Raw genomic sequence first — 21,870 nt, forward strand, 5'->3', positions numbered from 1 at the left:
CCTTGGTGACGGCGCGGGTGATGAGGGCGGTGCGCTTCTCCTGGAGCAGCTCGATCAGCCGCTCCTTCTTCGCCACCAGCCCATCGATCCGCGCCGTCTCCCGGTCGAGGAACGCGGCGATGGCGCGTTGCTCGGGTTCGGGGGGAAGCGGGTGCTTCAGGTTCTCTGCGAACGCTTCCGGGACTCGCTTCTGCCCTCCTGCGCCATACATCTCGGCCTCCCCCAGCCGTCGAAAGGCGTCGGACAGAGTGACGTAGAACAGATACTGGCCGTCTACAGCGTCGAGCGCTCGCAGTACATGCAGCTCGGTAGTTCCGAAGGCGATGCCATTTGTCAGGCCGGCTGCCAATGCCCCTTTGCCGTTCTCGAAGCACGGCGTGATCTTGGCGACGACAACATCCCCGTTCGCGAAGTACGTGTATCCTGAGCCAACGTCAGCCAATGGTTTGATTCTGGAGAGATCCAGTCCGCCATACTCGCCGACAGCTTCCATTGGCACGAATGAGACCTCAGCGTCATGTGCGAGTCTGCGCGCTGCGAGCGGCGACGGATTCAGCTCAACGCCGAACTTCAGCCGCTTCACCTCCCAGTGCGCCGGAATTTCCCGCAGCCACTCGACGCCGGAGTCCTTGTAGGTCGGGTATGGCTTGAGGCGTCGCAGCGCGCTCATTGCCACGGACCTCCCGGCGGCCACGCGCCTGCGCTGGTTCCCTTGCCGCGCAGGTCGTTGAGCACCGGCGAGAGGAAGGCATGCAGCACGCGCGCGCACTCGTCGGCGAAGTCGGCCGGAACGTCGATCCGTGCGCGGCGGACGAACGCGCGCACTTGTGCCGGACGCGAGGGGTTGTCCCAGTAGTCCCGCGTGAGCGCGAGCGGCGCATCCTGCGGAATCGACGTATGGCGGCGCTCGAACGTGCGCCGCACTGCCTCAGTGAGCGTCGCGCGGTCGAACGCAAATCGCGATGCAAGGTAGTGCAGGTCGAAGAAATCCTTGATCCGGCTGTTGCGATCACCGAGCACCACCATCGCCTCGAACTTCTCTGCCACCACCGTCTCGCGGGGATAGGCGAACAGCTCGGGCGCGGGAAAGTCGAGGAGCGTCGGGAAGATGCAGGGCTGCGGCGGTGGCCAGACCTCGTCGGCCACGCCCATATCGATCTGCAGCATCAGGCGCGCTTGCCCGCAGCGCGCGCGCAGCGTGGCGCGGGTGCCGGCGTACTCGTCCTCGGCGCGAATCGCTTCGAGGCGAAGGCGTTCGCCGTCGAAGTCGATGCCGTCGGGTGGTGCCGGTGTGGCGACGATCATCTGCAGGTCGTGACGGATTGCGTCGAACGTGCCGTCGCCCCGGCGCAGCAGGTCGAGGTCGAGCGTCGCCCGGTAGGGCCGCTCCGACCAGAGTCGCAGGAGCATCGCCCTCTTGAGCACGAACCGGTCGCGTCGATCAGAGACGGCGAGCCGGTAGAGGAAGCGCTCGAGGCAGTAGCTGGTGAGCAGCGTCTGGTAGTCGTCACCCGTCTGTCTCGCCCGGTTCAGCAGGCGTGCGGCCACCGAGGCGGCAAGGTTGGCCATGCCAGCGCGCGTCATGCGATCGCGTCCAGGTAGGGCTGCATGACCCGGGCAACCCGGCAGATCCGGGCAAAGCGGGCAAGATCGTTCGCACCGCCGCGGTGCTTCCGACTGAAGTCGCGCAGTGCCTCCACGGCGACGTCGATGCCGATCTTGTTGCGGTACTTGAAGCAGTCGGCCACCGTCTTGGCGGCCGAATAGACCCGCAGGGTGACGCCCTCCGCCCGGCGTTCCTCGATGCCTTCCGTGAGCGCCTCGCCGGAGAAGCGTGCGATCCGCAGGCGCGGGTAGTCGAGCCGCGGGCGGCGCGCCTTCTCGGGAAGCGCGACCCAGACCTCGGCCGGCGATTGCGTGGTGAGACCGTGGAGTCGTAGCGCCGTGAGCAGGCAGAAGATGCCGTCGGGAACGCGGGTGGCGACTTGCGCCAGCGTGTGCTCCGCCGTGATCGAATGGCGAGCAGCGACATAAACGCCCCGAGCCTCTCGCACCACCAGTCCCTGGTCCACGAGGCGAGCAAGCTGCGCGCGGGTAATGTCGTAGGCCGCGAGATCCCTGGGGCGCGTGATTCCCTTCTGCTCGATGAGCCGCAGCGCTCGTTCCTTGATCGGTTTCGCCATGGTTCCCGGATGATACGAAACGTCGGGGGTTGTCGACAAGCCCCGACGTATCAGTACTAGGCAGTACGGCGCAAAATGTCGGCCCTTGCGAGCATTTGCCGACATTCCGCGTAGTCAGCTCACCCGCCCCCCCGTCACCTCCGCCAGCATCCGCACGATGTCGCCCTCGATGGCGCGGATGTCGGCCTCGATCGCCTCGAGCGGGCGGGGCGGGGTGTAGCGATAGAAGTAGCGGTTGAAGTTGATCTCGTAGCCGATGACGCCGACGCGGCCGTCCCGCGGGTCGCGCTTCCGGATGTCGATCCAGGCGTCCGGCACGTGCGGGCGGACCTCGCGGTCGAAGAAGGTCCGCACGCTCGCCGGCACGCCATCCGCTCCGGCGGGATCGTCGCCATCGGGGAGCGGCACGCTCTCGGTGTCGCGCAGCTCGGGATCGGGCTCGGGGTTGCCGTCTTTGTCGCGGCAGATCGCGGCGGTTTCGTCGCGCTCGGAGAGGGCCGACAGGATCGCCTTCCCGGCCGGCGCCGGGAGTTTGAGGCCAGCCTTGCGGGTCGCGGCGCCGAGTGCGCGCTCGAACTCGTCGCGGTCCTTGAAAAGCGTCTCGGGCAGGCCGCGCAGCAGGGCGCGGATGGCATCCTGGAGCTTCCGTCCTTCGGCCTGTTCCTCGGCACCGGCGGCGCCCTTCTTCTTCGACTGGGCGAGATTCTGGAATCCCTTCTCGTCGTCGAGCCGCGCGATGCGCTCGGGCGTCGCCTGGAAATTGAGCCGCAGCGGTCGCTCGACGGTGATCTTGCGGAGGCCGAAGTGCGTGGTCGGGAAGACACGGCTCACGACCAAATCTTCTTCTTCCTTCCCGTCCTTCGTGATCCGGCGCGTGTCGCCGTCCCGGAAGTCGGCGAGGATCCTCAGGATGTCCTGCGCGCGCTCCGGCGGAATCTCGCGGCGTTTGTCGCCGAGGCTCTTGCGCATCGGCACCCAGAAGCCGCTCGCGTCGATGAGCTGGACCTTGCCCTCGCGGGCCGCCGCCTTGCGGTTGGTCACGACCCAGACATAGGTCGCGATCCCGGTGTTGTAGAAGAGCTGCTCCGGCAGCGCGATCAGCGCCTCGAGCAGGTCGTGCTCCAGGATGAAGCGCCGGATTTCGCTCTCGCCGCTGCCGGCGTCGCCCGTGAACAGCGGCGAGCCGTTCATGATGACGGCGATGCGCGAGCCGCCTTCCTTCGGTTCCTTCACGTGCGCCAGCATGTGCAGCAGGAACAGGAGCTGGCCGTCGCTGATCCGCGGCAAGCCCGGGGCGAAGCGACCCGAAGCGCCGCGCTCGTGCTCGGCCCGCACGGCGTCCTCGTCGCGCTTCCAATCCTTGCCGTAGGGCGGGTTGGCGATCAGGTAGTCGAAGCCCCGGCCGGCGTGCCGGTCGTTCGACAGCACGGTGCCGTAGGCGATGTTGTCGGCGTCGCGTCCGGTCGGGTCCTTCATGAAAAAGTCCGACTTCGAGACGGCCCAGGTTTCCGGGTTCACCTCCTGCCCGAAGAGGTGCATCTCCGCGTTCGGGTTGATCGCGGGCCGCAGCAGATCGCCGTTCTTGCGCAAGCCGACGGTGACGTGCTCCTTGGTGATCATCAGCATGCCGCCTGAACCGCAGCAGGGGTCGTATACCGTGCAGACGACGCCCTTACGGCGCATTCGCGCTTCGTCGCCGGCCAGCATCAGGTCCACCATCAGGTGAACCACGTCGCGCGGCGTGAAGTGCTCGCCGGGGTTCTCGTTCAGCGCCTCGTTGAACTTGCGGATCAGCTCTTCGAAGATCGTGCCCATCGTCGGGTTGTCGATTCTGTCCGGGTGCAGGTCGACCTTCTTGAAGCGCTCGAGCACCTGGAACAGCAGCCCCGCTTCGTCGAGCTTGCTGATCGTGTTGTCGAAGTCGAACTTCTCCAGCACCTCGCGCATGTTGGGGCTGAAGCCGGCGATGTAGTTGCGCAGATTGGCGGCGAGGTGCGGCGCGTCGGCGAGGAGCTTCTCGAAGTCGTACCGGGAGGTGTTGTAGAAGGCGAACCCGGATGCACGCCGGAGCTGGGCATCGAGATCCCCGAGCCCCTGGCCCTTGAGCTGCGCTCGACGCTTGAGAACAGCGTCTTTCGTGCCAGCAAGCACGCAATCCAGGCGGCGGAGTACCGTGAGGGGTAGGATCACGTCCTGGTACTTCCCGCGCTTGAAAGTGTCGCGGATGAGGTCCGCGACCCCCCAGAGGAAGCTGACGATCTCGCTATGGTTCACGGGCACACGCTCCGGTCCAGTCTTGGTTCTCGCAACGAGCCCTCGGGCTGTCTAACGTCTGGCGAGTCAGCCGCGCGTCGTCGAGCACGTGGGTCGCGAACGCGTGCCGGACCCCCGCATCATACGGACTTCCGCGGCATCGCGCTTCGCTCGCGTTCATCGCGCGACAGGGCGTCCCACCAGTCGAATCCCGGCTCCTTGGGGCACACGCGGCTGATCTCCCGACTGATGGCGGCGAAGCGTCCGATCTCCGGATAGAGGAGGGGTTTCCCGCTGGTCATCAACGCGACCGTGATCTGCCGTTCGGGATCGGCCCAGCCCAGGACGGTGATGAAGCCGATGTGGCCGAAGGCATGGAACGTGTCCGGCCCCCAGAAGCTCATCCAGCGGCTGCCGAGCATGAATCCCATGCCGTAGCGTACCGGCATGGCGAGCGAGAAATCGAACTCGAGATACGACTGCTCGGAGACGGCACGCCGGATCGTGCGGGGCTCGAAAATACGGACACCGTCGAGCTCGCCGCCGTTCAGCAGCAGCTGGTAGAAGCGGCTGAGCTCGTTGGCGGTCGCGATCACGTTGCCCGAGGGGACGATGGCGGTCAGATACCGAGGATCGTTGCCCAGCTCGGGAACGCGCTCGAACTCGACGCCGAGGAAACGGCGGAAGATCCACGAGACGGGGGGGAGTACGGGAAGGCCGGTGAAGTGATTCGAGGCGACCCGATCGACGTCCTCGGGCGCGACGCCGTAGTTCATCCAGCGAAATCCGAGCCGCTCCAGGATCTCGCACGCGAGCACGGTGCGAATGTCGTCGCCGGTGACGCGACGGACGATCTCGCCCAGGAGAAATCCTCCACTGATGGCATGGTAGGCGAGCCGCCGTCCGGCTCGCGAGACGGGCCGGGCGGCACAGAGCATGCGCAGGATCTCGGCGGGCTCATTCAGCAGGTCGAGGCGCATCGCCTCGGGCGGAATGTTGGGGACGCCCGCGCGGTGGGTGAGGACGTGCCGGATGGTGATCCATCGCTTCCCGTGCATCGCGAACTCCGGAATGTATTCGCACACCGGGTCGTCGAGATGGAGCAGGTGCTGCTGGTCGAGCAGGTGGATCAGCATCGCGGTTACGGCCTTGCTTGCGGAGAAGACGTTGAAGGGCGTATCCGGCGTCGCGAGCGTCCGCTGACCGTCGGCCGGATCGTGCGGACCTCCACCTTTCGCATAACCGATGGCCCGGTCGATCACGACCTTGCCCCGGCGACGGATGCAGAGCTGCATGGCCGGGTGCACCCCGGCCGCGTAGAGCGACTCGACGGCCCTCCAGATCGCGTCGATGCCCGCGCCATCGAGCCCCACGGAGCGCGGATCGACCTCCCGGTCGGTCGCGATCGTCGTCACCGATTCGATGGATCCCGAGACGGGGACGCGGGTGACCAGAGAAAGCATTGCGGATTCTCGCACGAACTCGGCTACCGTGCCAGGAGCCGCACCGCTCTGATCGCCTTCGACCATCACGGCGCACACGTGCGCTTGCCGATCCTGCGTCGCGACCGACTGCTATTCGCACGACGCGAAGGTGCAGAAGCCGTCCATGAACTTGCCGTCGCAGTAGTGGCACCAGTAGAGGGTGTCGTCGTTGCAGTCCGCGTCCGGGCAGACCGACGGTCCGCCCGGACCGCCGCAGAAGGTCGGCGGCAGATTGCCCATGTTGCCGCAGCAGCTGCTCGCGGTCGCGAAGCATTCGGGGTCGGACGCGATCCGCTCGGGCGTGCAGCAGGTCTTGAGCTGGGGATGGCAGCACTCGGTCGGCCCGCAGCCCGCCGGATCGCCGGGCGCGCAACCGCAGGTGCAATCTCCCCGGCAGCCGCCGGGACACGGTGAGTCGTCGGTGAGCTCGCACTCCTCGTTGGGATCGAGCTTGCCGTCGCCGCACTGCCCGCAGCCGCCGCAGTCGGGCTCGCAGTACCCGGGACGGGGTGCGCTCAGCGCGTTGCAGATTTCGCGATCGTTGCCGTCGCAGATCTCGCCGGGCTCCTTCACGCCGTTGCCGCACATCGGGCCCTGCCGGCACGTGCAGTCCGACAGGCACGTGCCGGGGCACGCGCCGTCCGCGGCGCCGTCGCACTCCTCGTCGCCGTTCACCTTGCCGTCGCCGCAACCGCGCACCTCGACCGAGGCGCAGGCCGTGCCGAGATACGGCGCGTCGGGATCGGTGCGGATCGAGACGCTCATGGCGTCCGTGCCGACGTCCTCCTCGTCGGCCTCGTAGGTGACGGTCGGCGCGACGGTCTCGAACACGCCGCCCTCGTTGCCCATGCCGTCCTTCAAGAGGCCGGCCGACGTCGTGCTGGTCCACGCATGGCGGAGCTCGCAGTCGCCGGTGTTCTCGACGTGCGGTGTGAGCACGACGGCCTCTCCGTTCTCGAGCGACGAGGTCGGCGGAGTCACCGTCGGCTTGCCGGCGTAGGCGAGGTGCGAGTCGCCGATCATGTGGAAGGTCGCGGGCGGCAGGTCGACGCGGCGGATCCCCTTCGGGGCGAGCCGCTTGACGGGCGCCGGATCGATCTTCACCGAACGCGCGAACGCGTCGCCGGTCGTCAGCAGGTGCTCCGCAATGTCCGGCACGAGCTGCCCCGTGACGACCCTTGCGAACGTCGTGCTCGTGGAGCCGACGTAGCCGAAGAACGTTCGCGCTCCCTTCTGGCGGAAGACGGCCGCTTCAACCGGGTCCTCGGCGCTGTGGCACTGGCTCGCGTAGACGAAGCCCTTGTCGAACTGCCCGCCGATCCGCCTCAGATACTCGGGCGCAAAGGCCCAGACGTTGAGGCCGCCCCCGTGGAGCTCTTCCGGGATGCCGATCACGAACGTCTCGTAGCGCTTGGTGGGGTCGGCGAAGGTCTGGTCGAACGCCTCCATCTCGGTCGCGGTCTGATCGGTCACGATCTCGACGTGGCCGTGGTCGTCCAGGAATCCGTGGGTCGAGAAGAAGAGCGCCGACGCCGAGGTGACGTCGAGCACGGACGCCAGCGTGAGCTGCTTCACCGTCGTGGTGATCGGCAGGCACGAGTCGTCGAAAGCGGTCTTGGCTTTCGGCCAGTCGTCGGTGACCGGAAAGTATGCCGTCGTGAGGATGATTGCCTTCCGGTTGCCGATCAGGGTGCGGTCGGGCGCGGGAGGGCACGTCGCGGCACGGGCGCCGGCAGGTTGCGCGCGCCCGGCCGGTGGCGCGACGCCGCCTTCGTCGCGAGTGGCCGCGCCCTGCGTGACCGACGCGGTGTCGCTCGGCCGGGCGCTCAACAGGATGCCCCCCTGGAGGCCGGACGCGTAGCGGATCACGATGTCGAGGCCGTTGGCGCCGAGCCGCGCCTCGGCGACGCCGGGGAGCGCGGCGATCGCGCGGAGCGCGGCGAGTCGGGCGTTCAGCGAGTCGTCGAGGAGGGTCCGCTGCTCGGTCCAGATCCGGAGCGCGGCGTCCTGGGCGGCGAAGAGCGTCGTGACGTCGGCTTCGGTGAGCTCCGGCACCACCGGGATGCGGATCGGCGCGGAGGCGACGACCGTCCCGCCGACGGTTGCCTGCGCGACGAACGTCTGCTCGCCGAGCGCCGGCCCCGTCACGGTCGCGGTGCACGCGCGGAGGCCGTCGCCCGCGACGAGGTCGCCGCTCGCGGCGCCGCCGTCGTCGACGAGCAGGCAGACCGGCGGATCGACGGGCACGCCCGCGTCGAGACGGCGCACCGCCGCGCCGCCGCCGTCCGGCACGAGGCCGGCGGCGAGGCTCGCCTGGAAGACGAGGCTCGTCGGCGTGGCCACGGTGACGGCAGGCGGCATCGCGCGGAGCGTTCCCGTCAGCAGGCACGGCGATCCCGGATGCTTCTTCGGGAGGCCGTACTTCACCGCCTTCGGCTTCGTGGGCGGTTTCGTCGGCGGTTTGCCGAGGCGTTCGAGCGGCAGCAGCGCGCACGCGACGTCGTCGTCGGCGCGCAGCCGCGCCGTGAAGGTGGCGGGCAGCGGCGGCACCAGGAGACCCGAGCCCTTCGCTGCGAAGCGGCGCTTCTTGAGGTCGATCACGAGCTGCGAGACGCCGGGCGTGCGACTCGGCCCCTTGAAGGTGAGCTTCGTCTTCGTGCGCTTGAAGTCGGCGGCGCTGAGTCCGAGCGTCACGCCGTCGAGCTCGAAGACGATGCGGGATGCCGCCGCGAGGTCGAGCCCGGCGGGGTCGCGCGCGTCGAGCTCGCCCTTGATGGCGAACGCATCGCCTTTCGCGGGGTGCACGACCACGCCCACGGACTTGATGGTGAGGGCGGGGGCGGCGGCCGGAATCAGCAGGACGAGGAGCACCGCACCGAGGACGGAGGAACGCGAGTCGGGCGGGAGGGGTCGCGGCATGGAGCACCGGACGAAACGTCCTTCCGCTAGCATGGAAGTACGGCGCGAGGCGACCGGAATCTACCCAGCCGCGACCCGGACACCTCGCGAGCACCTCGTCGACGGCTCAGCGGCGCCGCCGCCGAGCCGTCCGGGGCATGAGACCGCTCAGCAGCAGTTCCTCGGCTTGTCGAATCGCATCGCTCGGCGAGAGGCCGACCGCGGCGAGAAACGCGGGATCCATCACGCGCTGGACGGCCGCGAAGAACACCTCGGCGGCCAACCGGCTGTCGAAGCGCCGAAACGCTCCTTGCCGAATGCCGTCCCGGATGAGCGCCTCGGCCTCCTTCCGGCGTACGGCCTGGTGCCGCTGCAAGAGGCGCTTGGCCGCAGGAAAGGCCGCGACGTCGGCGAAGAACGACTGGCTCGCGCCGCGCAGCTCGGTCACTCCGGGCTCGACCAACGCGACGATGCGCTCGCGGATGTCGTGACGCGCCGACGACGCCTCGATGCCCTTGCGGCGAATACGGGCCAGGCAACGGTCCAGCACCCGCAACACCAAAGCGGGCTTGGTCTCGGCCAGCTGATAGAGCGTCTGACGCGAGCAGCGAAGGCGGCGGACCAGATCGCCGATCGTGACCTTGCGGAAGCCCTCGCCGAGGAAGATCTGCTCCAGCCCTTCCAGGATCTGCTCGGCGCGCGGCGATGCTCTCGTTGACTTCACAGCTGCGGCCCGCTACCCCACAGGTAACAGGCGTACCAGAATCGTGCAATTGGTACACCGGAGGCTCGGCTGGAATGCGTGCGATGGCCAGCGAAGGTCGACCGTATTGGAACATGGACGTCGAGCCGTGGCTCGGCGGCGAGCGCATCGCGACGCTGCAGCTCGAGCGGCTCCGCGCCCGCGTCGGGGGACTTCTCGACCACGCACCGTACTTCGCGCGCCGCCTACGCGAACGTGGCGTGACCCGACCTGCCGACATCGGCTCCCTCGCGGATTGGCAGCGGGCGCTGCCGCCGTTCACCAAGGCGGATTACCGCGATCTCTTCGAGGCCTGCGGCGGCGATGTGTACCGCCTGCTCGACGACACGCTGCCGGTTCCGCTCGAAGACCTCGTCTGCATGGCCGCCACCTCGGGAACCACCGGCGATCCTCAGCCCTATCCTTTTACGCGGAGCGATCTCGATGACCTGTGGGGAGAGTTCATGCGCCGGGCGCGCTGGCGAGCCGGGGTGCGACCGGGCGATCGTCTCGTCCACGCCTTCGCGCTCTCGATGTTCGCCGCCGGCGTCCCCCCGCTGCAGTCGAGCCGTGACGACGGCACGATGACGATCCCGGTCGGCGCCGAGGGCGGAGTCGCGCGCATTCTCAAAACGGCAAAGTTCTTCCGCGGCAACGTCCTGTCCTGCACCCCGTCCCTGGCCGAGCACATGATCGAGCGTGCGCCGGAGATCCTCGGCGAAGTGATCGCGTCGCTCGGCATCAAGGTGCTGCTGTGCGGCGGCGAACCAGGAGCCGGCATCCCCGAGGTGCGCAAGCGCATCGAGTCGGCGTACGGCGCACGGCTCTTCGACGCCGGCGCCGGGTTCGGCGTCTCCTGTCGCCATCCGGAGTACCAGGGAATGCACTGGGTCGCCGATGACCTCGCGATCTACGAGCTCATGGATCCGCACAGCCACGAGTCGGTCGCGCTCGCCGACGGCGCCGAAGGCGAGGCGGTCTTCACCACCCTCGTCGGCGGCGGGCTCGGCTGGACGCGCCTCACGCTCGGCGACATTCACCGCATCGAGGTATCGCCGTGTCCCTGCGGCGCGACGGGGCTGCGGTATCGCATCATCGGCCGCGTCGACGACATGCTCAAGGTGAAGGGCGTGATCGTCTACCCGGCCGCCATCGACAGCGTGATCGCGAGCTTCATCCCGCGTGTCACCGGCGAGTTTCGCATCCTCCTCGACGAGCCGCCGCCGCGCGTCGTGCCGCCGCTCACGCTGCGCGTCGAGCGCGGCGAGCATACGGCGGACTCCGATCTCGCCGCGCTCGAGGCGGACGTGCTCCGCGCGATGAAGGAGCGACTGAAGATCACGCCGCACATCCTCTGGGCCGCGCCCTACGAGTACGAGCGAAGCTCCCACAAGACTCGCTTCATCGAGTTGACCGGCAAGGCGCCCGTGCGCCCGAGCTGAAGGAGACGGCCATGGACTACCCGAGTGACAGCCTCATCGACGACCAGCGCGAGCTCGTGGCCGCGGCGCGAAGCTTCGCGGCGCGCGTGCTCAGACCGGCCGGCATCGAGCTGGATCGGATGCCGGCTGCCGAAGTCGCGGCGCGCGACTCGCTGCTGTTTCGCACCGTGCGCGAAGCCGGCATGCTCGGCTACACGCGCATGGGGGGAACCCCCGAAATCGGCGGCATGGGACTCTCGCCGCTCGATCGCTACCTCGTGCTCGAGCAGCTCGGCTGGGGCAGCACGGGCATCACGGCAGTGGTCTTTCTCGCGTCGACCCCCGCGGAGGTCGCGCTTCTCAGCGGCGATCCCGGGGTGATCGCCGAGATCGCATTGCCGTACTATGCCTGCGAGGACGGCTCGCTCATCGGGTGCTGGGCCATCACGGAGCCGGACCATGGCTCCGACACGCTCGGCAGCCTGCGACCCGAGCTCGACGTGCGGGCGAGGGGGCAGGTCATTGCGCGTCGCAGCGGCGACGATTGGATCCTGTCGGGGCAGAAGTCGGCGTGGGTTTCGAACGGGCCGATCGCGACGCACGCGATGCTCAACGTCCAGCTCGACGCCAACGGCAACATGAGCGACAGCGGCGTTTGCCTCCTGGCGCTCGACCTGCCCGGCGTCGGCCGCGGCAAGCCGCTCGAAAAGCACGGCATCCGTTCCCTGCCGCAGGGCGAGCTCTTTTTCGACGACGTGCGAGTCCCGGCGCGAAACATGGTGATCGGACGGGAGGGGTACGCGGGGTACATGCACAGCCACCTGTCGGCATTCAACGCCGGCGTCGGCTGCGTTGCTACCGGCCTTGCGCGAGCCGCCTACGAGTGCGCGCGTGATTACTGCGGCGCGCGCACGCAAGGGGGGCGGCCGATCTTCGAGCACCAATCGGTACGGGCACGCTTGTTTCGCATGCACTCGCTCGTGCAAGCGTCCTTCTCGCTGTCACGCGACGCCTGGGTCACCAACCTCACGCGCATCGAGCGCGGCGAAACGCCCAGGCTCGAGCTGTCCATCACCTCGAAGGTGTTCTGTACGCAAGCGGCCCTCGAGGTCGCGACGCTCGCCGTGCAGCTCCACGGCGGCAACGGTATGACGAAGGAGTACCCGGTCGAAATGTTCTTGCGGGATGCCACGGCCTTGACCGTCGCCGACGGCGAGAACGCGTTCCTGACGCAGATCGCTGCGTCGCTGCTCTGAGCGATCGAGAGGCCCACGATGACCGACGACATCCTCGCACGACTGAGGCGTCTGGAGGACCGCGAGGCCATCCGGGTTCTGCAGGCCACGTACTGCTTCCTCGTCGACGACGGCCGCTTCGTCGAGCTCGTCGAGCAGCACTTCACCGAAGATGCATGCTGCGACTTCCGCGACGTCACCGGCGCCATGGTGCCGATGGTATCGCGGGGACGAGGGGAGATCCTCGAGTTCTTCACGAACGTCGTCGGCGCACTGCTCGACGACATGTCTCACACGGTGCACAACGAGCGGATCCGCATCGACGGCCGCACCGCCGACGCCGAGTGCTACTTCGAGCTGACCGCCGTGGAGCGACTCAGCGGAAAGGCCCTGGTCGGAGCGGGGCGCTATCTCGACCGTTACCGGCGCGACGGCGAGGCGTGGCGCTTCGCTGAGCGCAAGGCGCGCATGTTCCACCTGACCACGCTCGAAGATGGCTGGGCGCGCCGGCGCCTGCTGCCGGCGCTGACCGGTGCAAAGGAGTGACGTGATGGAGTTCACCGAGGTGATCGGCATTCGCCGCTCGATTCGCTTCTTCGACCCGGATCGAGCGGTGGAGCGCGAGAAGATCCAGAAGATCCTGGAGGCGATGCGGCTCGGCTCCTGCGCGATGAACGCCCATTGGCTGCGCGCCGTCGTCGTTCAGCGAGACGAGCTCGACCCGGAGACGTTCGAAAAGCTCAAGATTCCGGTCGCCGGAGTGATCATGGAGCTCGCGCCGGTCCACATCTATTGCTACGGGGACCCGACCGTGATCGCGCGCGACCGCGGCGCCAGCCCGAAGCAGCTGATCGACGTCGGCGCGCTCGCGCCGAGTCACGGCTGGACCTACCGGTTCGTCGACGAGCTCGTGTGGCCGCAAATCCTCGAGCCGATGACCCACAATCCGGCCTATCCGGTCGCCATGGCGTTCGACAACGGCGGCTGCGCCACGCAGGGGCTGCTCATGGCGTACGAGGAAGGGCTCGGCGCCTGTTGGACGGCGTTCAACGTCGACGCGGCAAAGGAGGCGTTCGCGATACCCGACGAGTGGATCCCGCACTACCTGCTCAACGTCGGCTATCCCCTGGAATCGCGCGAGGCGGGTGGGCAGCGCCCGCGCCCCCCGTTCGAGCAGCTCTATTTCGAGGGCCGCGTCGGTCGTCCGTTTCGGCGGGACGAAAAGGTCGTGGCGGAACTCGAGCGGCGAAGGATGATCCAAGCGCCCGCGCCGTTTCCCGATCGCCCGCAGGAGCTGCGCCGACTCGCGCAAAAGCTGGGGCTTCCCGAGTGACGGCGGCTCTCGAGCGGCCCCTCGAGAGCTGCGAGAGCGTCATCGCGTGGGCCGAGGGCTTGCGCGGACAGTGGGGCGGAGACCCTCTCGGCGAGGATCCGCAGAAGCTCGCCACGCTGGCCGCGTTCTGCGAGCTCGTCGGCATGGACGCCGACGCGTTGGTCGCGTTCTGTTTCCTCCGCAAGCGCGCGACCGGTGAGCGGTTCGCGAGCGCGCGCCGCCGCGACGAGATTCTCGCGCGTCTGAAGGAATTCGAGTCTGCCGCCGGCCGCGGTGTGGAGGCGAGGCGACGCCGCAGTCACGTCGTCTCCTTCCTTTCGCACAACGGAGTGCTGATCTATTGAAGCAGGCTGAACCCGGCCTTCAGCGAGACGTCCCCGGCATCCCCGTGCGAGGAGGTCGAGCGTTGGACCGAGCGCGACCCGGCACGTAGGTTGTCGCCATGACAGAGTCCGCGAACCCCTTTGCATTCGACGCGACGCTCGAGGCCGTCGAGGCCATGGTGCGCGACTTCTGCGCGCGCGAGGTGGAGCCCGCGATCGCCGACCTCGAAGCCGGGCGGCAGTCTCCGTACGCGCTGGCGCGGCGCATGGCGGAGGTGTTCCAGATCGAGGCCATGATCGCGGAGCCGCTACGGAGCCGGTCGGCGCGGCGAGCGCGCGGCGAGTCGCCCGCGTCCGGCGGCAGCGCCCCGTTCAACCCGATGGGCGATCCCGGCACGGCCGCCGTCTTCGCCAAGGAACTGGCGCGGGTTTCGCCTGGTTTCGCGCTGTGCGTCGTGGCGAACTTCGGCTGTGGCGCCACCATCGCGGCGCGCGGGGACGCCGAGTTGATCGAGCGCTGCGCGCTGCCGGTGCTGTCGTTTGCCAAGATCGGCTGCTGGGGCCTCACCGAGCCCGGCACGGGCTCTGACGCCTTCGCCATGCGCACGACCGTGCGCATGGATGGCGACCACGTGGTCGTGAACGGGGCGAAGACCTTCGTGTCCAACGCGCCTTGTGCGGACGTGCTGCTGATCTACGCGCGCTTCGACGACGGGCGCCCGCGCGATCCGCACGACAAGGCCGCCGTCTTTCCCGTCGTCGTCGAGCGGGGCGCGGCGGGGCTCACGCAGGGGCCGCCGATGGCCAAGATGGGCATGCACGCGTCGCCCACCGGCGAGATCGCACTCGACGAGGTGCGCGTGCCGCGCGGCTGCCTGCTCGGCGATCCCGAGCGGCCGCAGCGCGCCGCCGCCGAGCAGACGCTGGCCAGCGAACGCCTGACCGTGGTCGCCATGGCGCTCGGGGTCATCGAACGCTGTCTCGACGATGCCCTGCGCTACGCCGTGGAGCGCGAGCAGTTCGGCCGGCCCATCGCGGCCTTTCAGCTGACGCAGCAGAAGCTCGCGCGCATGTACGTCCAACGCGAGAACGTCACGAATCTGCTCCTGAAGTGCATCGCCCTCGATCGGACCGGGGCGGCGCGTCCGCGCGACGTCAGCGCCGCCAAGTGGTACGCCACCGAGTCGGCGCTCGCGGCGGCCGACGACGCCATCCAGATCATGGGGGGCGCCGGCTACGTGCAGGGGCACGCGCCCGAGCGGCTGTACCGTGACATGCGCCTGTGGACCATCGGCGGCGGCACCAGCGAGATCCAGGTGCTCACCATCGCCAAGGACTTGCTGCGCGACCACGGTCTGCGGGCCGAGCTGAACGGCGACTGGCGGCGCGAGTCGTGATCGGCGTCGCGGGGAGCGCCCGCTACGACCGTTTCTGGTGAACCGAGAAGGTGAGGAGCGGGATCTCCCCGTACGCGGCGAGGATGCGGTTGTCGGAGGGATAGCAGTCGTGCCGCAGCACGAGGGAGCACTGCGAAGCGAGCGTCGCGTCGATGTAGTCTTGCGTTACGTCGTAGTTGACGTTCGAGGCTCCCTTCCAGAAGGCGTGATTGACCGGATGCTGCACGTTCGAAAGCGCGATGACGATGCTCCCGCCGATCCGGGTGACGGCGACCATCTCGCGCATGGCCCGCCCCGGATCGCGTGCGACGTGCAGCGTCGCGAAGGAAAACGCCACGTCGTAGGCGTTCTGCCCGAGCGCCCCGAGGTCGTGGATGTCGCGCTCGACGGGCGTCACCGCGGGCGTCGCGAGCGCCGTCGCCTGCAGGACCTCGAGACACCGGGCTTGCGTATCAATCGCCGCGACCGCCAATCCCCTCTGCGCGAGGAAGGAGGACCAGTAGCCGTAGCCGGCGCCGCAATCGACGACCGAGCGGACCGGTCCGGGAAGCCGCGTGAAGATCTCGGCGACGACGCGGTCATAGTAGACCGCGTAGATCATCCTCCAGAAGAACTCGTGGTAGCGGACCTCGTCCGCGGGCACGACGTTCTTCATCCGCGCCAGGAGCGCGTCGCAGTCGGTCATCGCAGGCGATCCGAATCGCGCACGGCCCTCTAGCTACCCCCGCCTCGGCGGAGCCGCAACGGCGCGCGGATCAGCCGCGCGCTTTCGGACGGGCGCTGGGTGCGCGCACGGCCGTGCGCGTCGGCTGCATCCGCTTGTCGGTCCGCATGTCCATCGTCCGCCCGAAGGTCGCGAGCGGCGCGGTCGCCGTGTCGGTGGGGAGACATAGTACCAGTAGCGTAGCCTCGATGTCTCCTGCGCCAATGTGGTGACAGATTCACGACGGGTGACTTCGAGCAACGGCCCTCGCCCGCTGCATCAGCGACGGACATTTCGATCGCCACCTGCACCGCACGCGCGCCCGCAACGGCGAGCGCCGTGGCCTCGGCTACGCCTCGCTCGCGATCGCCCAGATCCGGGGTGTCGTCGAAGCCTTCGCCGATGAGCGACAAGGGGCGCCGGCCCGCGTCCCGCCACGGCCGCGCGGACGATTCGTCCAGAGTACCTTCCGAGCCGCGTGCGCGTACGTCATAAGAGTGGGCGCGCATGTGGATCGTCCGACTCGCGCTCCGCCGGCCGTTTTCCGTGGCGGTCATGGCGCTGCTGATGACGGTGCTGGGCACGCTGTCGTTCGGACTGATGAACGTCGACATCTTCCCCGCGATCGATCTCCCGGTCGTGCTCGTGGTGTGGAACTACCCGGGTCTCTCCGCGACCGACATGGAGCGGCGGGTCGTCCTGCTGAGCGAGCGGGCGTTCTCCACCACCGTGAACGGCATCGAGCACATGGAGTCCTCGTCGTTCGCCGGCATCGGGATGATCAAGGTCTATTTCCATCCCGGCGCCGCGGTGGGCGGCGCGATCGCGCAGATGAGCTCCGTCGCGCAGACGGTGCTGCGGATCATGCCGCCGGGCATCCAGGCGCCGAACGTCATCGACTACAACGCGGCGAACGTCCCCGTCGCGCAGCTGAACGTGAGCAGCGACACGCTCCCGGAATCGGCGCTCTTCGACTACGGTCTGAACTTCATCCGGGTGAAGCTCTTCACGATCGAGGGGCTGTCGTCGCCCGCACCGCTCGGCGGCGTGAGCCGCGCCGTGATGGTGAACCTCGATCCCGAGGCGCTCTACGCGAACAACCTGTCGCCCCAGCAGGTCTCGAACGCGCTCGCCGCCGGCAACGTGATCATTCCCTCGGGGACCGTGAAGATCGGTGATCGCGAGTACAGCGTCCAGCTGAACGGCAGCCCGTCCGACGTCGCGCAATTCAACCGCATGCCGCTGCGCGTCGTCGACGGGACGCCGGTGCTGCTCGGCGACGTGGCGCCGGTCGCCAACGCGCACCAGGTGCAGACGAACGTGGTGCGCGTCGACGGGGCGCGCGCCACGTACCTCATGATCATCAAACACGCCGCCGCCTCGACGCTCGCCGTCGTCGACCGCGTGAAGACGGCGCTGCCCGACATTCTCGCGACGGCGCCGAAAGGCCTCGAGGCCGCGCTCACCTTCGATCAGTCGAAGTTCGTGCGGCAGGCCCTCGCGGATGTCGTGCGTGAGGCGGTCGTGGCGGCGGTGCTGGTGGCGCTCATGGTGCTCGTGTTCCTCGGCTCGGTGCGCAGCATGCTGATCGTGATCGTGTCGATCCCGCTCTCGATCCTGACCTCGATCGTCGCGCTCAAGCTCTCCGGACAGACCATCAACATCATGTCGCTCGGCGGGCTCGCGCTCGCGGTGGGCATGCTGGTCGACGACGCGACCGTCGAGATCGAGAACATCCATCGCAACCACGTGATGGGAAAGCCGCTCCTGATCGCGATTCTCGACGGCGCGGCGCAGATCGCGATGCCGACCTTCGTCGGCACGCTCGCCATCTGCATCGTCTTCTTTCCCGTCGTGCTGCTGTACGGGGTGGCGCGCTTCCTCTTCACGCCGCTCGCGCTCGCGGTCGTGTACGCGATGCTGACGTCGTACCTCTTGTCGCGTACGCTCGTCCCGTCGATGGCGCGCTACCTGCTGCCGGAGTCGCGCGCGGAGCCCGCTGGCCGTTCGGCCTGGCGCGGCTTTCTCGCCGGGTTCGAGGTCCGCTTCGAGCGCTTTCGCGAGGCCTATCGAGGCTGGCTCGGCGTCTTCGTGGCGCGCCGGCGCTTCACGCTCGCGTGCGTCGCGGTCGCGATCGCGGCGTCATGTGCGCTCGCGACGGTCGTCGGACAGGATTTCTTTCCCGCCGTGGACGCGGGGATGATGAGGCTGCACGTTCGCGCCCCGACCGGCACGCGCATCGAGCGCACGGAGCAGATCGTCGACGACGTCGAGCGCATCATCCGGTCGATCGTGCCCGCCGACGAGCTCGTGGCCATCAGCGACAACATCGGGACGCCGGTCTCGTACACCCTCGCGTTCTACCAAACCGACAGCATCGGCCCGATGGACGCCGACATCCTCGTCCAGCTCCACGAGCGGCACGGGCCGACCGCCGAGTATCAGGACCGGATCCGGCGCGCGCTCGCCGAGGCCATCCCGGACGGTGAGTTCTACTTCCAGGCGGCCGACATCGTGAATCAGGTGCTGAACTTCGGCCTCCCGGCCCCGATCGACGCGCAGATCCAGGGCTACGATCTCGACGCGTCGTACGCGCTCGCGACGAGGTTGAAGGAGAAGATGGCGCGCATCCCGGGGCTCACCGACCTCCGGATCGCGGAACCGCTCGACTATCCGACGATCAAGGTGGACGTCGATCGGCAGAAGGCGCTCGAGCTCGGTGTGACCGAAGCGGACGTCGCGTCGAGCCTCCTGACGTCGCTCAGCACGAGCTTCCTCCTGCAGCCGAACCAGTGGCTCGATCCGTCGAACGGCGTCAATTACAGCGTGCTCCTGCAGACGCCGCAGCACAGGGTCGACTCGATCCCGGCGCTCGCGCGGACGCCGCTCGCCGCGTCGACGCGACCCGACGCCGAGCCCCAGCTGCTCGGCAATCTCGCCCGCATCGGTCGGACCGTCTCCCCGGCGGTGATCCAGCACTACTCGGTGCAGCGGGTCATCGACGTGAACGCCGGCGTGCACGGCCGCGACCTCGGGAGCGCCGCCGCCGACGTGCAGCGCGCGATCGACGAGCTCGGCACGCTCGCGCCCGGGACCAAGATCACGGTGCGAGGCCAGAGCCAGGCGATGCGCGAGTCGTTCACGACGCTCGGCGCGGCGCTCGTCCTCGCCGTCGTTCTCGTCTACCTTCTGATGGTGGCGAATTTTCAGTCGTGGCTCGAGCCCTTCATCATCCTCCTTGCGGTGCCGGGCGCGCTCGCGGGCGTGCTCTGGATGCTCGTGCTGACCGGTACGACCATCAACGTCGAGTCGGCGATGGGCGCGATCATGGCGGTCGGGGTCGCCGTGGCGAACGGCAACTTGCTCGTGACCTTCGCCAACGAGCTGCGCGAGGAGGGCTTCGGGCCGGTGGAGGCGGCGATCGAGGCGGGGCGCATCCGCCTGCGGCCGATCGTGATGACGGCGCTCGCGATGATCCTCGGGATGCTGCCCATGGCGATCGGCTTCGGCGGGGCGGATCAGAACGCGCCGCTCGGGCGGGCGGTCATCGGCGGGCTCCTCGCCGCGACGCTGATGACGCTGTTCGTCGTGCCCGCGGCGTACGCGATCTTCGGACGGACCGTGATCGGCAAGCACGAGCGCGACGCCGAGGTCGCCGCCGTGACGGGGGCGGGAGCGCTCGAGACGTGAGCGACGACCCGCGCCGCTACGTGAGTCGGAAGCCGGGACGATGGTTCACCGCGTCCTGGATCGCCGCGGTCCTGGTCGTGTGTGCGGCGACTGCGGCGATCGTGCTCGCGCGCGATCTGAGACTGCGCCGGCAGGGCGAGATCAAACGGGACGAAGCGGCGAAGGGGCGGCGCGTGCTCGTGACGCGCCCGTCGACGGCGCCGGCGACGCGGGCGCTCGAAGTGCCGGCGAGCGTGCGCGGCTTCGAGGAGTCGCTGGTGTACGCGAAGATCGCCGGGTACCTGAAGCGCATCGCCGTCGACAAGGGCGATCACGTCACCGCCGGACAAGTGATCGCCGAGCTCGAGTCGCCCGAGGTCGATCAGCAGGTCGCGAACGCCGAGGCCGCCGTCACGCTGCAGCGGGCGACCGACGCGCGCACGCAGGCGCTCGTCCGCGAGGGCGTGGTCGCGAAGCAGACCGGGGACGAGACGCGCGGCGCGCTCGCGCAGGCCGAGGCGACGCTCGCGCAGCTGCGTGCGACGCAGGCATACGAGCAGATCCGGGCGCCGTTCACCGGCGTCGTGACGGCGCGCGCGGTGGATCCCGGCGCGCTGGTGTCGCAGGCGACCGCGGGGGCCGGCACGCCGATCGTGACCGTCGCCTCGCTCGCCAGGATGCGCGTCTCCGCCAACCTGCCGCAGAGCGCCGCCGTGCGGGTCCAGGTCGGCGACCCCGCCGGCATCACGGTGAAGGAGTACCCGGGGCGCGTCTTCGCCGGCACCGTCAGCCGGCGCGCCGAGGCGCTGCGGACGGCGACCCGTACCATGCTCGTCGAGGTCGACGTGCCGAACGAGGACGGGGCGCTCTACCCGGGCATGTATGCCACGGCGCGGTTCGACGTGACGCAACCGGAGGGTCCGCCCACGGTTCCCGACGACGCGCTCGTGTTCCGCGGGGGTCGGGTCTATGTCCCGCTCGTGCGGGACGGCCACCTGGTCCTCGCCGCGGTCGAGCTCGGCTATGACGACGGCCGGACCGTCGAGATCACGTCCGGCATCAGCGCGGACGACACGATCGCGATGAACGTCGGGCAGGCCGCGCGTGACGGCGAGCCGGTTCATGCGGTGCCGCTGCCGCAGCGCTGAACCGGACGCTCACCCCGCCTGCGGCACGTGATCGAAGTCCGCTTGCGTTGTCGCGTTCGAGGCGCCGGCGGCGGAGCATCTATCGCATGTGCGGCTTTGACCTGCCGTCGAGGTCGGTCGGCGAGGCCGGCGCCGGGAGGCCCGCCGCCTGACAACCGGCGGCCGCCGGGTCGCAGACGCCTTGAAGCCCGCCGTCGGCGGGAGCGCCCTTGGCCCACTTCCATTGGAGCTGGTTCTGTACCGCGTCGCCGCAGCGCTTCATCTCGACCTGACGCTTCGCGGGAAGCTCGGTCCGAGCCTAGGCGGCCGGCATTCCGGGCGGGTCGGGTGGCGCAACGATCCGGGGTCTGCCCGGCTCGGCCAAGCGCGCGAAATCGTCGACGTTGAAAGTGAGGAACAGCTCGGCTGCTTCTCTTTCCGCCGTGACGAGATGAAGCGCGTCGTAGACCGCACCGGAGCGGAGGGCGCGCGCGGTGCAGCGGCTGACGGCGGCCGGGTAGGCTCCGCTTCGCGCCGACACGAAGCCCACCGATCGACGAACCCGCTCCAGCACCGCGGCGGCGACTTCTCCCGAGACGCGCGGCTCGATCGGGAGGGCCGTGAGGACGGCCCATGCTTCGGCGTAGGCGTGCCAGCTCGCGATCAGCTCGACCTTCTTCCGTGGATGCAACCACCAGCTCGCACGCGCATGGTGCGGATGGTCCTCGATCACCGCCGCGACGATCACGGACGTATCGACGGCGACCTTCACTCGCTCATCCGACCGAGGCCGCGGATCCGCTGCGCGCGCTGCTCGCGGTGATCCGGAATCTCGCCCACCAGGCGTCCGCGGATGACGAGGAGCCCGTTGACCTCGACGGGGGCGCTCTCCTCGGCGACGCGTTCGAGCACGAGGCGGTGCCCCGCTTCGGCACGGAGGCGCAGCCGCGTCCCCTCGCGGAGCTGGAGCTTGGTCCGGACGGCCTTCGGAACCACCAGGCGCCCGGCTCGGTCGATGGTGACGATGTCTTCCATGGGGAAACGGTATCTTCCAATGCCATGTGGCGCAAGAGAATACCCATGAGTGGCCTGTGGCAGGACG

19 protein-coding genes are annotated in these 21,870 nt (G+C 68.7%); 8 read left to right on the forward strand and 11 right to left on the reverse strand.

Annotated elements, in window-relative coordinates:
- From IT293_07195 to IT293_07225, 7 genes are all read right to left on the reverse strand, one after another.
- Positions 1–670, reverse strand: a 670-nt coding sequence (locus tag IT293_07195; GenBank protein ID MCC6764434.1) for a restriction endonuclease subunit S, incomplete at its 3' end; no start/stop codon positions are given.
- Positions 667–1,584: a nucleotidyl transferase AbiEii/AbiGii toxin family protein gene (locus IT293_07200; protein ID MCC6764435.1), complete on the reverse strand. Its 918-nt coding sequence runs from the start codon at positions 1,582–1,584 to the stop codon at positions 667–669. The genes IT293_07200 and IT293_07195, both read right to left, overlap by 4 nt.
- Entirely contained in the window at positions 1,581–2,183 is a 603-nt protein-coding gene (locus tag IT293_07205) for a type IV toxin-antitoxin system AbiEi family antitoxin domain-containing protein (GenBank protein MCC6764436.1), read from the reverse strand. Before IT293_07205 ends, IT293_07200 begins: the two co-directional genes overlap by 4 nt.
- A gap of 114 nt (positions 2,184–2,297) precedes the next feature.
- The gene (locus IT293_07210; GenBank protein ID MCC6764437.1) at positions 2,298–4,457 is read right to left on the reverse strand and encodes an SAM-dependent DNA methyltransferase; all 2,160 of its coding nucleotides are present in this window, start codon (positions 4,455–4,457) and stop codon (positions 2,298–2,300) included.
- Between the two features lie 119 nt (positions 4,458–4,576).
- Positions 4,577–5,899, reverse strand: a complete 1,323-nt coding sequence (locus tag IT293_07215) for a beta-lactamase family protein (protein MCC6764438.1) — start codon at positions 5,897–5,899, stop codon at positions 4,577–4,579.
- A gap of 111 nt (positions 5,900–6,010) precedes the next feature.
- The gene (locus tag IT293_07220) at positions 6,011–8,839 is read right to left on the reverse strand and encodes a hypothetical protein (protein MCC6764439.1); all 2,829 of its coding nucleotides are present in this window, start codon (positions 8,837–8,839) and stop codon (positions 6,011–6,013) included.
- 106 nt (positions 8,840–8,945) lie between these two features.
- Positions 8,946–9,542: a TetR/AcrR family transcriptional regulator gene (locus IT293_07225; protein ID MCC6764440.1), complete on the reverse strand. Its 597-nt coding sequence runs from the start codon at positions 9,540–9,542 to the stop codon at positions 8,946–8,948.
- A gap of 83 nt (positions 9,543–9,625) precedes the next feature.
- Between IT293_07225 and IT293_07230 the strand changes: the two genes are divergently transcribed.
- The 6 genes from IT293_07230 to IT293_07255 all read left to right on the forward strand — a co-directional run bounded on the left by IT293_07230 (position 9,626) and on the right by IT293_07255 (position 15,269).
- The gene (locus tag IT293_07230) at positions 9,626–11,002 is read left to right on the forward strand and encodes a phenylacetate--CoA ligase family protein (GenBank protein MCC6764441.1); all 1,377 of its coding nucleotides are present in this window, start codon (positions 9,626–9,628) and stop codon (positions 11,000–11,002) included.
- Between the two features lie 11 nt (positions 11,003–11,013).
- The gene (locus IT293_07235; protein ID MCC6764442.1) at positions 11,014–12,237 is read left to right on the forward strand and encodes an acyl-CoA/acyl-ACP dehydrogenase; all 1,224 of its coding nucleotides are present in this window, start codon (positions 11,014–11,016) and stop codon (positions 12,235–12,237) included.
- 18 nt (positions 12,238–12,255) lie between these two features.
- Positions 12,256–12,762, forward strand: coding sequence for a nuclear transport factor 2 family protein (locus tag IT293_07240; GenBank protein ID MCC6764443.1), 507 nt, complete (start codon positions 12,256–12,258; stop codon positions 12,760–12,762).
- A gap of 4 nt (positions 12,763–12,766) precedes the next feature.
- Complete coding sequence (locus IT293_07245) at positions 12,767–13,549, forward strand: nitroreductase family protein (protein ID MCC6764444.1); 783 nt, start codon at positions 12,767–12,769, stop codon at positions 13,547–13,549.
- Positions 13,546–13,893 carry a hypothetical protein gene (locus IT293_07250; protein ID MCC6764445.1) on the forward strand — a complete coding sequence of 116 codons (348 nt, stop codon included), beginning with the start codon at positions 13,546–13,548 and terminating at the stop codon, positions 13,891–13,893. The genes IT293_07245 and IT293_07250 overlap by 4 nt, the downstream gene beginning before the upstream one ends.
- Positions 13,894–13,991: 98 nt before the next feature.
- A complete protein-coding gene (locus tag IT293_07255; GenBank protein ID MCC6764446.1) occupies positions 13,992–15,269 on the forward strand; it encodes an acyl-CoA dehydrogenase family protein in 1,278 nt (425 codons plus the stop codon).
- 22 nt (positions 15,270–15,291) lie between these two features.
- On the opposite strand, the gene IT293_07260 is transcribed toward IT293_07255, so the two are convergent.
- Positions 15,292–15,954, reverse strand: coding sequence for a class I SAM-dependent methyltransferase (locus tag IT293_07260; protein MCC6764447.1), 663 nt, complete (start codon positions 15,952–15,954; stop codon positions 15,292–15,294).
- A 525-nt stretch (positions 15,955–16,479) separates the two neighbouring features.
- Here IT293_07260 and IT293_07265 point away from each other — a divergent pair.
- Positions 16,480–19,662, forward strand: a complete 3,183-nt coding sequence (locus tag IT293_07265) for an efflux RND transporter permease subunit (protein ID MCC6764448.1) — start codon at positions 16,480–16,482, stop codon at positions 19,660–19,662.
- Positions 19,659–20,789, forward strand: a complete 1,131-nt coding sequence (locus tag IT293_07270; protein ID MCC6764449.1) for an efflux RND transporter periplasmic adaptor subunit — start codon at positions 19,659–19,661, stop codon at positions 20,787–20,789. The genes IT293_07265 and IT293_07270 overlap by 4 nt, the downstream gene beginning before the upstream one ends.
- Positions 20,790–20,868: 79 nt before the next feature.
- Here IT293_07270 and IT293_07275 read toward each other — a convergent pair whose 3' ends face one another.
- The 3 genes from IT293_07275 to IT293_07285 are packed head-to-tail and all read right to left on the reverse strand — an operon-like array spanning position 20,869 to position 21,803.
- Positions 20,869–21,051 (reverse strand): hypothetical protein, encoded by a 183-nt coding sequence (locus tag IT293_07275; protein ID MCC6764450.1) that lies wholly within the window; start codon positions 21,049–21,051, stop codon positions 20,869–20,871.
- Positions 21,052–21,087: 36 nt separating this feature from the next.
- On the reverse strand, positions 21,088–21,540 hold the full coding sequence (locus IT293_07280) for a PIN domain-containing protein (protein ID MCC6764451.1): 453 nt from the start codon (positions 21,538–21,540) through the stop codon (positions 21,088–21,090).
- Positions 21,537–21,803: an AbrB/MazE/SpoVT family DNA-binding domain-containing protein gene (locus IT293_07285; GenBank protein ID MCC6764452.1), complete on the reverse strand. Its 267-nt coding sequence runs from the start codon at positions 21,801–21,803 to the stop codon at positions 21,537–21,539. The genes IT293_07280 and IT293_07285 overlap by 4 nt, the downstream gene beginning before the upstream one ends.
- Positions 21,804–21,870 lie beyond the last annotated feature (67 nt).

The organism is Deltaproteobacteria bacterium (assembly GCA_020848745.1).
GTDB lineage: Bacteria > Desulfobacterota > Binatia > UTPRO1 > UTPRO1 > UTPRO1.

Bases quoted from the DNA above. Each gene is read 5' to 3' on its own strand.
- IT293_07200 (MCC6764435.1), bottom strand. From the start codon at position 1,584: ATGACGCGCGCTGGCATGGCCAACCTTGCCGCCTCGGTGGCCGCACGC.
- IT293_07205 (MCC6764436.1), bottom strand. From the start codon at position 2,183: ATGGCGAAACCGATCAAGGAACGAGCGCTGCGGCTCATCGAGCAGAAG.
- IT293_07215 (MCC6764438.1), bottom strand. From the start codon at position 5,899: ATGCTTTCTCTGGTCACCCGCGTCCCCGTCTCGGGATCCATCGAATCG.
- IT293_07220 (MCC6764439.1), bottom strand. From the start codon at position 8,839: ATGCCGCGACCCCTCCCGCCCGACTCGCGTTCCTCCGTCCTCGGTGCG.
- IT293_07230 (MCC6764441.1), top strand. From the start codon at position 9,626: ATGGCCAGCGAAGGTCGACCGTATTGGAACATGGACGTCGAGCCGTGG.
- IT293_07235 (MCC6764442.1), top strand. From the start codon at position 11,014: ATGGACTACCCGAGTGACAGCCTCATCGACGACCAGCGCGAGCTCGTG.
- IT293_07240 (MCC6764443.1), top strand. From the start codon at position 12,256: ATGACCGACGACATCCTCGCACGACTGAGGCGTCTGGAGGACCGCGAG.
- IT293_07245 (MCC6764444.1), top strand. From the start codon at position 12,767: ATGGAGTTCACCGAGGTGATCGGCATTCGCCGCTCGATTCGCTTCTTC.
- IT293_07255 (MCC6764446.1), top strand. From the start codon at position 13,992: ATGACAGAGTCCGCGAACCCCTTTGCATTCGACGCGACGCTCGAGGCC.
- IT293_07260 (MCC6764447.1), bottom strand. From the start codon at position 15,954: ATGACCGACTGCGACGCGCTCCTGGCGCGGATGAAGAACGTCGTGCCC.
- IT293_07265 (MCC6764448.1), top strand. From the start codon at position 16,480: ATGTGGATCGTCCGACTCGCGCTCCGCCGGCCGTTTTCCGTGGCGGTC.
- IT293_07275 (MCC6764450.1), bottom strand. From the start codon at position 21,051: ATGAAGCGCTGCGGCGACGCGGTACAGAACCAGCTCCAATGGAAGTGG.
- IT293_07285 (MCC6764452.1), bottom strand. From the start codon at position 21,803: ATGGAAGACATCGTCACCATCGACCGAGCCGGGCGCCTGGTGGTTCCG.